The organism is Streptomyces cacaoi (genome assembly GCF_006539165.1).
Classification (GTDB): domain Bacteria; phylum Actinomycetota; class Actinomycetes; order Streptomycetales; family Streptomycetaceae; genus Streptomyces; species Streptomyces cacaoi.
Window position 1 is genome coordinate 1 of record NZ_BJMM01000040.1, and the last position, 14,561, is coordinate 14,561.

Genomic DNA, 14,561 nt, shown 5'->3' on the forward strand with positions numbered 1-14,561 from the left:
GAGGCCCTTGGCCTTCAGCGTGCATGCGCTGAAGGCCAAGGGCTTTTTTGTTTTTGTCCGGTGCGTGAGCGCCGGGTTTTCCGAAGGTCCCGGCTGCGGAGAGCGCCGGGAGTAGGGCTGCGCGACAATTGTGGGCAGCCGCCGCAGACAGGAGTAACGCCGATGTCCCCGAATCCGTCCGACGATCGTCCTGAGCGTCGTTCCCGCCCGTCCGGTCCGCGTCGTGGCGAGGGGGGCCGGCAGCAGGGGCCCCGGCGTGACGGCCGGGGCGATGCCCGTGGTGGGTTCCGTCGTGAGGACCGCGACCGTGATCGGGAGCGGCCGCGTCGGGATGAGCGGAATCGGGACGGCCGCGGCCGGGAGGACCGGGGGGCCGGTTACCGGGGCGAGCGGTCCTGGCGGGACGAGCGCGGGCGTGACCGTGACAGGGACCGGGGCCGTGAGAGGGACCGGGACGACCGCGGCAGGGACCGGGACAGGGGGCGTGAGCGTGACCGGGAGTTCGGTCGGGATCGTGATCGGGATCGGGGGCGTGAGTTCGGCCGGGACCGGGACCGTGATCGGGGCCGGGAGTTCGGGCGGGACCGTGATCGGGAGCACGGGCGGGAGCGTCCTCGGGGGGATGAGCGGTTCGAGCGCGGGCAGGGCGAGCGCGGGCGGCGGCCTCATGGGCAGGGCGGGGGTGCCGGCCGTGGCCGTGGTGACCGCAGGGATGAGCGCGGCGGCGGCTTCCGCAGGGACGAGAGGCGTGGGGGCTCCGGGCCGCGGCGGGAGGACGGCCGTGGTGGGCCGGGGTTCCGGCGTGACGGTGGCGGCCGGGGCGGACCAGGGTTCCGGCGAGGGCCGGAGCGGGACCGGGACCGGGGTCGGGGCCGTGGTGGTGAGCGGCAGGACCGTGAGCCGCTGCGCCGGCTGCCGATCGACGAGGACGTCACCGGTGAGGAGCTGGACAAGGACGTCAAGCAGGAGCTGATGAGCCTGCCGAAGACGCTGGCCGGTGATGTGGCGCGGAACCTGGTGATGGTGGCGCGGCTGCTGGACGAGGAGCCGGAGCGGGCCTACGGGTACGCGAAGGTGGCGTTGCGGCTGGCGTCGAGGGTGCCGTCCGTCCGGGAGGCGGCCGGGTTCGCGGCGTACGGCGTGGAGAAGTACGCGGAGGCGCTGGCGGAGTTCCGGGCGGCGCGGCGGATGACGGGGTTGCAGCATCTGTGGCCGGTGATGGCGGACTGCGAGCGTGGTCTGGGGCGTCCGGAGCGGGCGTTGGCGATGGCCGGTGAGCCCGAGGTGCGCAAGCTGGACAAGGCCGGGCAGGTCGAGATGCGGCTGGTGGCCGCGGGGGCGCGCCGGGACATGGGGCAGGCCGACGCGGCCGTGGTGACGTTGCAGAGCCCGGAGTTGGCGTCGAACTCGGTGCAGCCGTGGACGGCACGGCTGCGGTACGCGTATGCGGACGCGCTGTTGGCCGTCGGGCGTGAGGACGAGGCCCGGGAGTGGTTCGCGAAGGCGCTGGAGTCGGATCAGCAGGGGACGACGGATGCGTCGGACCGGCTGGCGGAGCTGGACGGTGTGGAGTTCATCGACGCGCTGGACGAGGAGGAAGGCGAGGAGGACGACGGTTCTTCCGCTTCCGGGCGTGGTGAGTGAGCCCACGCGTCCGGGGACGGGCGCGGTGGATGAGCGATGAGTGAAGGGGCGGGCCCGGTCGGGTCCGCCCCTTCTGCTGTGTGTGCGGCCGGTGTGTGGCCGGTTGTGTCAGGGGCGGTCGCCGGCGTGGGCTGCCAGGGGGTTGGCGAGGTTGCCCTGGAGCTGGAGGGCGCCCGCGGGGTCCTGGAGGTCGACCATCTGCTGGTTGTTGCGCAGCTGGAGCCGGTTGAGACAGGAGAGGGCGAACTCCGGGGCGAACAGGTCGTAGCGGGCGTGCCGGTCGGCGAGGTGCGGGGTGGCCTTCTGGTAGGCGGTGACGCAGTCGGCGACGGTGGCCCAGAAGGTGTCCTCGTCGAGCACGCCGGCGGTGTCCAGGAGCGGGGCGAGGAAGCGGAAGAAGCAGTCGAAGACGTCCGTGAAGAGGGACAGGAGCTTCATGTCCTCGGGGACGTCGGCGCGGATGCGTTCCACCTCGGGCGGCAGTTCGGCGGTGTCGCTCATCACCGCGATCTCCTCGGCCAGGTCCTTGAAGAGGGCCCGCTGGGGGACGCCGTGCTCGTCCAGGACGAGGATGACGTTCTCGCCGTGCGGCATGAACACCAGGTCGTAGGCGTAGAAGCTGTGCAGCAGCGGGGTCAGATAGGCGTTGAGGTAGCGGCGCAGCCAGTCGGTGGGGGCCAGGCCGGAGCGTGCGATGAGGGCGGCGGCGAAGGAGTTGCCCGCGCGGTCGACGTGCAGGAGGGACGCCATGGTGGCGGGCTTCTCGCCGTCGGCGAGGGTGGGGATCGGGCTCTCGCGCCAGAGTGCGGCCAGCATCTTCAGATAGGGGGAGCCCTTGGGGGCGGCGGCCTCGTAGGGCGCGGGGTGGTAGCCGATGGCGGCGCGTTCGCGCAGGACGCCGAGGCCGGTGGAGCGCAGTATCTCGTCGCCGGCGACGAGGTCGGCCAGCCAGTCGTTGATGGCCGGGGTGGCCTGCATGTAGTTCGCGGAGAGTCCGCGCAGGAAGCCCATGTTGAGGACGGAGAGCGCGGTCTTCACATAGTGCTTGTGCGGGCTGGTGGTGTTGAAGAAGGTGCGGATGGACTGCTGTGCGAGGTGGTCGTCGTCGCCCTGGCCGAGGCAGACGAGGTGGCGCTGGGCGACCTCGGCGGCGAAGGTGACGGACAGCTTGTTCCACCACTGCCAGGGGTGGACGGGGATGAGGTAGTAGTCGTCGAGGTCGAGGCCCAGCTCGGCCATGGTGTCGGAGAAGCGGCGCAGGGTGGGGCCGGACAGCTCGGTGAGCAGGAGCTGGTCGTAGCTGAGGTCGGTGCAGGCGGTGAAGGTGGCGCGGTCGCGGTGCGCGGCGACCCACAGGAGGCGTACCGGGGTGCCGGTCTCGGGCGCGTAGGCGCGGTATTCGGCGATGTCGAAGCCGAGGCGGCCGTTGTTGGCGATGAAGCAGGGGTGGCCCTCGGTCATGCCGGACTCGATGGACTGGAAGTCCGCCGCGGCGAGGTCGGCGGCGTCGACGGGCGGGGCGGCCAGTTTGTAGGCGGTGCTGGCGAGGGTGCTGCTGATCTCTTCGAGATAGACGGGGAGTATCTGTTCGCTCAGGCCGAGGGAGTCGCGGAGTTCGGTGATGAACGCGAGCGCGTCCAGGGGGAGTTCGGCGCCGTCGCGGTGCCGGGTGATGCTGTCGGCGTCGACCTGCCAGTGGTCGAGGGCGAAGCGGCGGGCGGTGAAGCGGTAGGTGGTCCGGCCGTCGTCGGAGCGGACGGTGTAGCGGTCGTCGCCGAGCGGCTCGGGGGCGAACAGGCGCTCGTGGGTGAACTCGGCGAGCGCCTTGCGGACGAGCAGGCGGGTGGCCTGTGCCCAGCGCTCGGGGGTGAGGTGGGCTACGGCCTCGGCGGGGGAGAGTCGGGGGGTGGTCATGCGGGGGTCACTCCTGTGGCGGTCCGGAACTGCTCTCGGTCGCAGAAGCTGAGCAGGGCTTCCTTCTCCGGTTTGGTGAGGGTCTGCTCGACGCGGAAGCCGACCGCCTCGTTGAGGGCGTGCACGGCGGTGTTGCGGACGTCGGGTTCGACGACGACGCGCCGGGTGGCGGGGTCGGCGAAGAGCATCGCCATGACGGTCGTGAGGACGGCGCGGGTGAAGCCGTGCACGGACTTGTCGCTGGGGGCGCACAGGAAGTGCATGCCGACGTCGCCCGGTTCGTGCGGGTACAGGCCGGCGAGTTCGACGTGTGCGGGGTCGTAGCGCTCCATGAGGAACGCGGGTTCGCCGTCGTGGTGGCCGAGGAAGGCGTCGTGGTGGGGGTGCGCGGCGATGCCCATGAACTCGCGCTCGACGTCCGGGAGGGTGGCGTCCTGGAGCAGGTAGAAGACCGATTTGGGGTGGGTGACCCAGGTGTGCAGCAGGCGGGCGTCGGTGAGCGGGTCGACGGGGCGCAGGCTGAAGGTGCCCAGGTGCGGGTCGGTGCGGGTGAAGACGGTCTCGTGCGCGGTCGCCCTGGTGTGCGGGTCGGTGGTCACAGCGCCGCCTCCTCGGGGGAGGTGTGCGGGGCGCCGAACTCCTGGAAGGCGATGGCCTTCTCGATCGGGTAGTACTCGCGGCCGAGGAGCTCGCGGATGATGCAGGAGTTGCGGTAGGCGGCCATGCCCAGGTCGGGGGCGACGAAGCCGTGGGTGTGCAGTTCGGCGTTCTGCACGTAGATCTCGCCGCGGTCGGCCGCGTCGATGCTGTAGTCGCGGCGGACGTCGAAGCGGCCCTGCGGGTCCCAGGCGATGCGGTCGGCGACGGGGTCGAGGAAGGCCGGGCGCTGGTAGCGGTAGCCGGTGGCCAGGATCAGGCCCTCGGTGGTGTGGGTGAAGTCCTGCTTCTGCTCCTCGTGGCGCAGGCCGAGGGTGTAGGCGCCGCTGGTCTCGTCCCAGGAGGCGTCGGTGAGCGCGGTGTTGGTCATCAGCCGGGTGGGGCAGCGGCGTACCCGGTTCTTGCGGTAGAGCAGGTCGAAGATGGCGTCGATCAGCTCGGAGTTGATGCCCTTGTAGAGGTTCTTCTGGGAGGCGACGAGCCGGTCGCGGGTGCCGGGCGGGAGCGCGTGGAAGTAGTCCACGTACTCGGGCGAGGTCATCTCCAGCGTGAGCTTGGTGTATTCGAGCGGGAAGAAGCGGGGGGAGCGGGTGATCCAGGTGAGCGCGTAGTCGTGTGCGTCGATGTCCTGGAGGAGGTCGTAGTAGATCTCCGCGGCGCTCTGGCCGCTGCCGACGATCGTGATGCTCTTCTTGCGCTGGAGGGCTTCCTTGTGGTCGAGGTAGCCGGAGTTGTGCAGCAGGTCGCCGCCGAGGCCGCGGCAGGGCTCGGGGATGTGCGGCGGGGTGCCGGTGCCGAGGACGAGCTTGGGCGTGCGGAAGGTGAACCGGGCGCCGTCGGCGGTGCGTTCGGCGTGCACGAGGTAGCGGCGGTCGGTTTCGTCGTACTCGACGGAGGTGACGCGGTGGCCGAAGCGGACGGTGTCGCCGAGTTTCCGGGCGGCCCAGCGGCAGTAGTCGCTGAATTCGGCGCGCAGCGGATAGAAGCTCTCGCGGATGTAGAAGGGGTAGAGCCGGCCGGTCTCCTTGAGGTGGTTGAGGAAGGAGAGCGGCGAGGTGGGGTCGGCGAGGGTGACGAGGTCGGACATGAAGGGCGTCTGGAGGGTGCTGTCCTCCAGGAGCATGCCCGGGTGCCAGGTGAAGTCCGGTTTGTCGTCCAGGAACAGGCCATCGAGGCCGGGTATGGGGTCGGTGAGCGCGGCGAGGCCGAGGTTGAAGGGGCCGACGCCGATGGCGACGAAGTCGGGTTCCTCGGTGGGCGCCGCCTCGCCGGTCGGCCGGGGGGAGTGGGACACGTCGGGGCTCCTGGGAGGGTCGGTCAGCACGCCTGGGCGGTGCTGAGGGGGGAGTGGACGGCGAGGTACTGCTGGGCGTGGCCGGCGAGCAGGTCGAGGACGGTGGCGATGTCCTCCAGCGTGGTCTCCGGGTTGAGCAGGGTGAACTTGAGGTGGTGCCGGCCGTCGACGACGGTGCCGGCGACGGTGGCCTCACCCGAGGCGAACAGGGCCTCGCGGGCGTGCAGATTGGCCTGGTCGACGGCGTCCTGGGGGACCGCGGCGTCCTGCGGTTCGTAGCGGAAGACCAGGGTGGACAGCTGGGGTTCGGTGACGACCGTGTAGCGGGGGTCGGCGTCCAGGAGGCGCCAGGCGTCGGCGGCGCGGTCGACGACCTCGTCGAAGAGTTCGCCGACGGCGTCGGGGCCCATGATGCGCAGCGTCATCCACAGCTTCAGCGCGTCGAAGCGCCGGGTCGTCTGGATCGATTTGTCGACCTGGTTGGGGACGCTCTGTTCCGCGGCGCGGGCCGGGTTCAGATAGTCGGCGTGGTAGGTGACGTGCCGCAGCGTGCTGCCGTCCCGGACGACGACCGCGCTCGAACTGACCGGCTGGAAGAAGGACTTGTGGTAGTCGACGGTGACCGAGTCCGCGCGGGAGATGCCCTCCAGCATGTGGTGGCGGCGGGAGACGAGCAGCCCGCAGCCGTAGGCGGCGTCGACGTGCAGCCAGGTGCCGGCCGCCTCGCACAGGTCCGCGATCCGGGGCAGCGGGTCGATGCTGCCGAAGTCCGTCGTGCCGGCGGTGGCGGCGACGGCCATCACGGTCAGGCCCTCGCGGGTGCAGCGCTCCAGCTCGTCGGCGAGCGCGTCGGTGTCCATCCGGCGGGCGTCGTCGCAGGGGACGGCGACGACCGACTCGGGGCCGAGGCCCAGCAGGGTGGCGGCCTTCTCGATGCTGAAGTGGCTGCACGCGGAGGTGAGGATGCGCAGCCGCGGCAGGATCTCGCAGGTGTCGAGCGGGGTGGCCGCGTTCTTGCGCACCAGGCGGCACGCCTCCTCGCGGGCCAGCAGCAGCGCCTGGAGGTTGGACTGGGTGCCGCCGCTGGTGAAGATGCCGTCCGCGGCCTTGCCGAAGCCGATCCGGCCCGCCGTCCAGGACACCAGCCGGCGCTCGATCAGGGTGCCGCCCGCGCTCTGGTCCCAGGTGTCCAGTGAGGAGTTGACGGCGGCCAGTACGGCTTCGCCGAGGACCGCGGGTATCACCACGGGGCAGTTGAGGTGCGCGAGGTAGCGCGGGTGGTGGAAGTAGACGGCGTCGCGCAGATAGACGCGTTCCAGCTCGTCGAGGGCTTCTCTCGGGTCCGCGAGCGGGCGCTCCAGGTCGACGGCCTCCACCTCCGGGCGGAGTTCGTCCGGGGTGACGCCGGTGCACGGCCGCTCGGTGGTGGCGATCTTGTCCGCCACGCGTTCGATGCCGTGGCCGAGCAGGCTCCGGTAGCGCTCCGCTGTCCTGTTGTTGAGCAGGTGTGACCTGCTGCTCATGAAGGTGTCCTCCTGGCACGGGCGGAAGGTGGGGGTGCAGCGCGGCCGGGGACAGCCGTCGCTTTAGGTAAGGCAAGCCTAACCTCGCCCGTGTGGCGCCGTGCAAGGGGGCCTGCGGGCTCCCGTGAGGAGTATGTGGATGAACTGTGAAGAAGATGTCGGTGGTTGGTGTGCGGATGCTCCGGTGCGGGGCACGAGGCGCACGTGTGGGGAGGGAGCGCGGGGTGCCGTGGGAAACGTCACGGCCCGGCTCCATGGGGCGAGAGACTCGCCCGCCAGGAGTCGCCCGGGTTCGCCCGGCCCGTCGGAAAGGCGGCCCGGCGGTCAGGACGGGGTGTCGACTGTGCGCAGGATGAGGCCCGTTGCCGGTTTCGGGCCGAAGGAGGTGGATTTGCGGGGCATCGTCACGCCCTGCTCGGCCAGGGAGCGGACGGTCTCCTCGGGGACGGCCCGCATCAGGACGGCCGTACCGCCGTGTGTGGCCGCCTGGGCCACCGCCGCCTCGGTGTGGTGGAGATAACCGATCGTGTCCGGCCTGTCCGGCACCCGGAGGAGACCGTCCAGCAGCGCGTGGTGGAGGACCGTCGCGTCCAACTCCCGCCAGGCGCACGGCCGGTCGTGCGCGATGGTGCGCTCCAGCAGCCGCGGGGACGGCCGGTCGAGCAGATGGAAGACGCCGTCGCCCTCGGTCAGCAGGAAGGCGTTGCCCGGGGTGTCCGCCAGCTCCTCCAGCGCCTCGTCCAGCGGGGCCTCGAACTTCCGTACGCGGAAGCCCTCTTCGGCGCGGTCGAGCAGATCGAGCGCCTGCTTGAGCGGCAGCCGGGGCAGCACGCGGTGGATCGCCCGCACCTGGAGCGGGTAGCGCGCGGTGTCCACCAGCAGGACCAGGCCGTAGTTCCACGGGGACGAGCCGTTCACCGCGCCGTTCGCGGCGGGCCCGGAGTGCTCCTCGCGCAGCCGCAGATAGGTGGCCCAGCGGTGATGGCCGTCGGCGATCAGTGCGCGGTGCCGGGAGAGGTCCGCGTCGATCTCCGCCAGTTCGGCGGCGTCCGTCACCGCCCACAGCCGGTGTGCGAAGCCGTCCTCCGTCGTCGTCGCCACCAACGGGGGCCGTGCGATGGTGCGTTCGATGACGGCGGTGGCTCCGGTGCGGGTGCCGCTGCCGCGGTAGGAGAGCAGCAGCGGCTCGGGATTGGCGGCGGTCTCGCGCATCAGGGCTGCGCGGTCCTCGACGACCTCAGCTATCACCTCCTCGTGCGGCAGCACGATGCCGGCCTCGGGAGGGGACAGGGACAGCGCGCCGATCACGCCCCGCTGGAGCAGCTCGCCCTTGCGCTGCTCGTAGACGTAGACGGCGGGTTCGGGATCGTGGGCCAGCACTCCGTCGGCACGCCAGCGGCGCAGCGTCTCCGCCGCTCTGCGGTGCCGGGCGGCCGGGTCCGCCGGGTCCTCCGCCTGCGGAAGGATCAGCCGGACGATGTTGTACGGGTCGGCCGTCTCCAGATGGCGCAGCCCGTCGGGCCGGACCACCACGTCGTAGGGCGGGGAGGTCACGGCGGCGAGGCTGCTGACCCTCCCGGGCGCGTAGCGCAGCCCACGGAACGGAGCGAGTCTCAGGCCCTCGTCGGTCATCCGTGCATGGTATGCCCGCGAAACAGGGGGCGTGGAACGGGGCACAGGGGGCGCAGGGAGTCGGGCGCACTGCCCCGCAGCGCACGGAACCGGCCGGGTCCTGACCTGTGCCCGTGGGCCCTGGGGGCCCCGGGGTGCGCGGGGTTCCCGGGATCCGCGGGGCTGCCGGGGCCGTTGCGGTCCGCGGGTCCTGCGGTGCCCGTGGGGGCGCGCCGTCGGCTCCGCCGTCCGCCCCGCCGTCCGCACCGTGCGGTGCGAGAGGATCACGGACGAGGCGGCGACACCCGGGGACGGCCCCACGGCGTCCCGCCACCACACCCAGCCGTGAGCACCTCCGAGGAGCGAGACCCATGCCGCACACCCCCGTCTCGACCGACGGCGGACGGCCCCGGCCGCCGGCCGGCCCCCGCGCCAGCGAGCAGGCGCTGCACACGGCGTACGACACGGCACTGCTCGACCTCGACGGCGTCGTCTACGCCGGGGGCGAGGCCCTCCCGCACGCCGTGGGCGCGCTGCGCAGTGCACGCGAGGCCGGCCTGCGCCTCGCCTACGTCACCAACAACGCGGCCCGGACCCCGCAGACCGTCGCCGAGCATCTGACCGAACTCGGCGTGCCCGCCCGGCCGGAGGAGGTCATCACCTCGGCGCAGGCCGTCGCCCGGCTCGTCGCCGAACAGGTGCCGGCCGGTGCGCCGGTGCTGGCCGTCGGCGCCGAGGGGCTGCGGGTCGCGCTGGCCGAACGCGGGCTGACCGTCGTCGACTCGGCCGACGAGGAGCCCGCCGCGGTCGTCCAGGGCTACGGCGGGCCGCAGATGACCTGGGACCGGCTGATGGAAGCCGCCCTCGCGGTGCAGCGCGGCGTGCCGTGGTTCGCCTCCAACACCGACATCACCATCCCCAGCGCCCGCGGCATCGCGCCGGGCAACGGTGCCGCCGTGGAGGTCGTCCGGCTCGCCACCCGCTGGATGCGCCGGCCGCCCGAGCCGACCGTGGCGGGAAAGCCGCTGCCGCCCATGCACAGGGAGTCCATCCTGCGGACGGAGGCACGACGGCCGCTCGTCGTCGGCGACCGGCTCGACACCGACATCGAGGGGGCGCACGCGGGGCGCGTGGATTCGCTGCTCGTGCTGACCGGGGTGACCGACGCCGCACAGCTGCTCGCCGCGCCGGCCGAGCGGCGGCCGACCTATGTGGCGCGTGATCTGCGGGGGTTGCTGGAGGTGCATCCCGAGGTCGTGGGGGATGCGGAGGAGGGGTTCCGGTGCGGGGGGTGGAGTGCGGTGGTGCGGGGTGGGGCCGTGCGGTTGGAGGGGGGCGGGGAGGCGGTCGACGGGTTGCGGGTGGTGTGTGCGGCGGTGTGGGGGGTTGCCGGGGACGAGGGGTTCGGTGGGGATGTGGGGGAGGTTGTGGAGCGGCTCGGGCTCTAGCCGGCCGGGCTGGTGGGGCCGGGGTTTCTTTTTCGCCTTCGGCGGGGTGTGCCCCGGTCCCGCCCCTTCCCGTTTTCGGGGGAGTGCGCCCCGGGCCCCCCTTTCCGTTGATCGCTCGCGCTCGTCCTCAAGCGCCGGACGGGCTGAAGAGTGCGCTCGTCATCAAGCGCCGGACGGGCTGGTTTGTGCGCTCGTCCTCGAACGCCGGACGGGCTGAAGGGTGCGCTCGTCCTCAAAGGGTGGGCCGGGGGCCTTGTTCATCGGGTTGTGGCGAGGGCCTCTGCTACGAGTTGTTCCTCCGTCGCGCCCAGGCGCCAGTAGCCGGTGAACTTGACGGCGCGGCGGTCGAGGCCGCGGTCGCGGACCAGGTGGCGGCGGAGGGCCTTGACGGTGCCGGCCTCGCCGGCGAGCCAGGCGTAGGGGGTGCCGGAGGGCAGGTCCGCCTCGCGGACGGCGGCGACGGCGCGGTCGGCGCGGGACAGGCCGGGGGCGGCCTCGTCGCGGACGAGCCAGGTGATGTGGGCGTCGGCCAGGGTCGGCAGGTCCTGGATGTCCTCGGCGTGCGGGACCTCGGCCCACACCCGTACGGGCATGCCGGTGGGCAGCCACTCCAGGATGGCGCCGATCGCGGGCAGGGCCGTCTCGTCGCCGGCGAGGAGCACGCAGTCGGTGCCCTCGGGGGGCCGGAAGTCGACGCCGCCGTTGTCCTCGACGACGGGGCCGAGCAGGGTGACGCGGTCGCCGGGGCGGGCGCGCCGGGCCCAGCGGGAGGCGGGGCCGAGGTCGCCGTGCAGCGCGAAGTCGATGTCCAGCTCGTCCTGGGCGCCGTACTCGCTGCCGCGGCGGAAGGCGCGGACGGTGTAGGAGCGCATGATGGCGCGCACGTTCTCGTCCATGGCGCGCCAGGCGGGGAACCAGTCGGCGCCGGCGTGCGCGGGTACGACCGGGGTGTCCTGGCCGGGCTGCGGGAGGAAGAGTTTGAAGCGCTGGTCACGGCCGCCGGAGGCGAAGGCGTTCAGACGGGCACCGCCGAGGGTGATGCGCATCATCGTGGGGCCGAGTTCGCGGGTCCGGACGACATGCAGCTCGAAGAACTCGAAGGGGACGGCGGGGGCGGTAGGTGCCTCGGAAACCGTGGCGCTCATCGTTGTGCTCCTCCGGTCGGTGTGGTGGTGCGGCGCGTCTGCCCGGACGCGCCGCACCGGGGATCAGCGGACCTTCTTGGCCTTCTCGATGGCCTTCGCCAGGTCCTCGACGAGCGGGGCCGCGCCCTTGTAGCTGAGGCGGGGTTCGGCCATCCATCCGCTGACCTGTCCGGCCTTGACGGCGGGCAGGTCGTTCCAGGACGGCTTGGACTTCAGCGCCGGGGGCTGGAGGGACTGGGTGCGGCTGTCGAGAATGATCACGTCCGCCTTGTACTTGTCGGCGTTCTCCCAGCTCAGCTCCTCGAAGAAGCCCTGGGAGCTGAGCTTCTCGGGGACGACGAAGTCGACGCCGAGGTCCTTGAAGTACTTCAGGTCGGCGTTCGCGTTCGGGTCGGAGACGTAGAACAGGTCCGCGGCGCCGGCGGCGGCCATGACGCGGATGCCGCTCTTGGCGGCCTTGCGCAGCCGCTCGGACGCCTTCTCGAAGCGGTTCTTGGCCTCGGTGACGGAGCCGGCCTTCATATCGGCGCCCAGCGACTCGGCCAGCTGGGCGAACCGCCGGATCGGCTCGATCATCGGGACCTTGGCCGCGGTCATGGCCACGGCGGGAGCGAGCTTGAGGATCTTGCTCTTGCTCTCGTCCGGCACGTACCACAGCGCGTTCTTGGTGTACATGTTCGTCACGAGGAGCTGCGGCCGGGTCTTGGCGTACTTCTCGATGTCGAACTCGCCGAAGGCGTTGCCGATGATCTCCACCTTGGAGATGTCCATGTCGCCGGCGATCACATCGGGCTTGCCGTTCTTGAGCTTCGTCGGGCCGAAGACGCCGGCGATCTGGTCGCGGACGCCGTAGTCCCACAGGGCGGCGGCGGTTCCGGTGTAGGCGACAATGCGCTCGGGAACCGCGTCCAGGCTGACCTTCTTCTTGCGGTCGTCGGTGAAGGACCAGCCGTCGCCCTGGGAGCCGCTGCCGGAGCCCTCGTCGCTGCCGCATGCGGTGAGCAGGGCACCGAGGCCGAGGGCGCCGCCCGCGGCGAGGAGGCCGCGGCGGGAGAGCTGGGGCAGCGGGGTCGGGCTGGACATCGTGCGGGGCCTTCTTTCGACGGAACGACGGGGCGGCCCAAAGGCCGAAGTTGCAGTTAGGCTAACCTAACCAAAGTATTCGTTGTCCAGTGGCCGGGGGGATCGCTTCTCCGGCCCCGACCGGAGCCCGTACGTGACGCTCACCAAGACGCTCACCAAGTCCGCGCAGGAGCACGGGGAATCGGCGGCCGGTCAGGACCAGCCGGCCCGCGCGCGGCCACCACTGGCCCGGGCCGCCGGGCTGCTCGCCGCCGTGCTCCTGCTGCTGCTCGTCGTCGTGCTCTCGCTCGCCGTCGGCGCCCGCCAGCTCTCGCTCGGCGAGGCCTGGTCGGGACTGGTCGACAGCGGATCGGCCACCTGGACCGTGGTCCACGAGATGCGGCTGCCGCGCACCCTGCTCGGGCTGCTCGCCGGTGTCGCGCTCGGACTCGCCGGCGGCGTCATGCAGGCGCTCACCCGCAACCCGCTGGCCGATCCGGGGCTGCTCGGCATCAACGCCGGTGCCGCTGCCGCCGTCGTCACCGCGATCTCCTTCTTCGGCGTCGCGGGGTACACCGGCTACATCGGCTTCGCGTTCCTCGGCGCCGCCGCCGTCTCGGTGCTCGTCTACGCGGTGGGCGGCGGGCGCGGTGCCACCCCGGCGCGGCTCGCGCTCGCCGGTACGGCGCTGAACGCCGCGCTCATCTCCTATGTGAACGCCGTCCAGCTGCTGGACACGGCCTCGCTGGACCGGATGCGCTTCTGGATGGTGGGCTCGCTCTCCCGCGCCCAGGAGTCCACCGTCGTCGCCGCGCTGCCGTTCATCGCCGCCGGTGCGCTCGTCGCGCTGGCGCTGGCCCGGCCGCTGAACGCCCTCGCGCTGGGCGACGACGCCGCCCGCGCCCTCGGGTCCCGGCCCGGCCGCACCCGTGGCGGCGCCATCGTCGCCGTCACCCTGTTGTGCGGGGCGGCGACCGCGGCCTGCGGGCCGATCGTCTTCGTCGGGCTGATGGTGCCGCACATGGTGCGCGCGTTCACCGGGCCCGACCAGCGCTGGATGCTGCCGTACTGCGCGGTCCTCTCGCCGGTGCTGCTGCTGGGCGCCGATGTGATCGGCCGCGTCCTGGGGCGGCCCGGTGAACTCCAGGTCGGCATCGTGACGGTGGTGCTCGGCGGTCCCGTCTTCCTCTACTTCGTGCGGCGCCGGAGGGTGGCACAGGCATGAGCGTCATACGTACCGCCGGCGGACTGTCGGTCAGCTACCGGCCGCGCGCGCTGTTCGTCGGCCTCGGCTGCCTCGTACTGGCCCTGGTGGCGGCCGTGTTCGCGATCGGCAGCGGCGAGTACCCCATGGGCTTCGGCGACGTGGTGCGCACCCTGATCGGCCAGGGCGACCCCGCCGACGCCTTCATCGTCAACGAACTCCGGCTGCCGCGCACCTGCGCCGCGCTGCTGGTGGGGGCCGCGCTCGGGCTGGCCGGCGCGGTCTTCCAGGCCGTGGTGCGCAACCCGCTCGGCAGCCCCGACATCCTCGGCTTCACCAACGGGGCCAGCGCGGGCGCGCTGGTCGCCGTGGTGGTCGTGGGCGGCTCCAGCGCGGCGCTCGCCGGGGGCGCGGTGATCGGCGCCGTCGTCGTCGGGACGCTCGTCTACGCGCTGGCCTGGAAACGCGGGGTGCACGGCTACCGGCTGGTGCTCGTCGGCGTCGGCGCCACCGCGATCCTCACCGGGCTCAACAGCTACCTGATCACCCGCGCCCGGATCGAGGACGCCTCCCGCGCGGTGCTGTGGATGACCGGGAGCCTGGACGGCCGCGGCTGGAGCAATGTGCTGCCGCTGGCCCTCGGCATGGTGGTGCTCGTCCCGCTGATCCTGTTCGGCTGCGCCCGCGGCCTGCGGATGATGGAGATGGGCGACGACGCGGCCAACGCGCTCGGCGTACGCGTGGAGCGGACCCGGCTGACGCTGCTCGCCGCCGCCGTCCTGCTCGTCGGCCTCGCGGCGGCCGCTGCCGGCCCGGTCGCCTTCGTGGCGCTGACCGCACCGCAGCTCGCGCGGCGGCTGACCCGCACCCCCGGGCCGAACCTGGTGCCGGCGCTGTGCATGGGTGCCGCCCTGCTGGTCACAGCGGATCTGGTGGCCCAACGCGCGTTCGGCGACCACCAGTTGCCGGTCGGCGTCGTCACCGGCGTCCTCGGCGGCGGCTATCTGGTGTGGCTGCTGGCCACCGAGCGGAGGGCCGGACGGATATGAGCGGGGCGAG

Annotated in this window: 11 protein-coding genes; 4 read left to right on the plus strand and 7 right to left on the minus strand. The window is 72.2% G+C overall.

All coding sequences use genetic code 11. The features are described from left to right. Positions 1–912 precede the first annotated feature (912 nt). Positions 913–1,644 (plus strand): tetratricopeptide repeat protein, encoded by a 732-nt coding sequence (locus tag SCA03_RS35820; protein ID WP_030876486.1) that lies wholly within the window; start codon positions 913–915, stop codon positions 1,642–1,644. 108 nt (positions 1,645–1,752) lie between these two features. Here SCA03_RS35820 and SCA03_RS27205 read toward each other — a convergent pair whose 3' ends face one another. The 5 genes from SCA03_RS27205 to SCA03_RS27225 all read right to left on the minus strand — a co-directional run bounded on the left by SCA03_RS27205 (position 1,753) and on the right by SCA03_RS27225 (position 8,664). Continuing rightward, positions 1,753–3,558 carry an IucA/IucC family protein gene (locus SCA03_RS27205; protein ID WP_141275714.1) on the minus strand — a complete coding sequence of 602 codons (1,806 nt, stop codon included), beginning with the start codon at positions 3,556–3,558 and terminating at the stop codon, positions 1,753–1,755. Then, the gene (locus tag SCA03_RS27210; protein WP_030876492.1) at positions 3,555–4,157 is read right to left on the minus strand and encodes a GNAT family N-acetyltransferase; all 603 of its coding nucleotides are present in this window, start codon (positions 4,155–4,157) and stop codon (positions 3,555–3,557) included. Before SCA03_RS27210 ends, SCA03_RS27205 begins: the two co-directional genes overlap by 4 nt. Then, positions 4,154–5,509 (minus strand): lysine N(6)-hydroxylase/L-ornithine N(5)-oxygenase family protein, encoded by a 1,356-nt coding sequence (locus SCA03_RS27215; RefSeq protein WP_037853363.1) that lies wholly within the window; start codon positions 5,507–5,509, stop codon positions 4,154–4,156. The genes SCA03_RS27210 and SCA03_RS27215 overlap by 4 nt, the downstream gene beginning before the upstream one ends. A gap of 23 nt (positions 5,510–5,532) precedes the next feature. Beyond that, positions 5,533–7,032, minus strand: a complete 1,500-nt coding sequence (locus tag SCA03_RS27220) for a pyridoxal phosphate-dependent decarboxylase family protein (RefSeq protein ID WP_086818350.1) — start codon at positions 7,030–7,032, stop codon at positions 5,533–5,535. 324 nt (positions 7,033–7,356) lie between these two features. Beyond that, positions 7,357–8,664, minus strand: coding sequence for a DUF1015 domain-containing protein (locus SCA03_RS27225; protein ID WP_086818349.1), 1,308 nt, complete (start codon positions 8,662–8,664; stop codon positions 7,357–7,359). Positions 8,665–9,014: 350 nt separating this feature from the next. Here SCA03_RS27225 and SCA03_RS27230 point away from each other — a divergent pair, with 350 nt between their 5' ends. Next, on the plus strand, positions 9,015–10,091 hold the full coding sequence (locus tag SCA03_RS27230; RefSeq protein ID WP_141275715.1) for an HAD hydrolase-like protein: 1,077 nt from the start codon (positions 9,015–9,017) through the stop codon (positions 10,089–10,091). A 257-nt stretch (positions 10,092–10,348) separates the two neighbouring features. Here SCA03_RS27230 and SCA03_RS27235 read toward each other — a convergent pair whose 3' ends face one another. Next, complete coding sequence (locus SCA03_RS27235) at positions 10,349–11,236, minus strand: siderophore-interacting protein (protein WP_030876508.1); 888 nt, start codon at positions 11,234–11,236, stop codon at positions 10,349–10,351. A 63-nt stretch (positions 11,237–11,299) separates the two neighbouring features. Then, positions 11,300–12,319: an ABC transporter substrate-binding protein gene (locus SCA03_RS27240; RefSeq protein WP_030876511.1), complete on the minus strand. Its 1,020-nt coding sequence runs from the start codon at positions 12,317–12,319 to the stop codon at positions 11,300–11,302. A gap of 133 nt (positions 12,320–12,452) precedes the next feature. On the opposite strand from SCA03_RS27240, the gene SCA03_RS27245 reads away from it, so the two are divergent. After that, positions 12,453–13,523: a FecCD family ABC transporter permease gene (locus SCA03_RS27245; protein ID WP_030876513.1), complete on the plus strand. Its 1,071-nt coding sequence runs from the start codon at positions 12,453–12,455 to the stop codon at positions 13,521–13,523. Then, the gene (locus SCA03_RS27250; RefSeq protein ID WP_030876516.1) at positions 13,520–14,551 is read left to right on the plus strand and encodes a FecCD family ABC transporter permease; all 1,032 of its coding nucleotides are present in this window, start codon (positions 13,520–13,522) and stop codon (positions 14,549–14,551) included. Before SCA03_RS27245 ends, SCA03_RS27250 begins: the two co-directional genes overlap by 4 nt. Positions 14,552–14,561 lie beyond the last annotated feature (10 nt).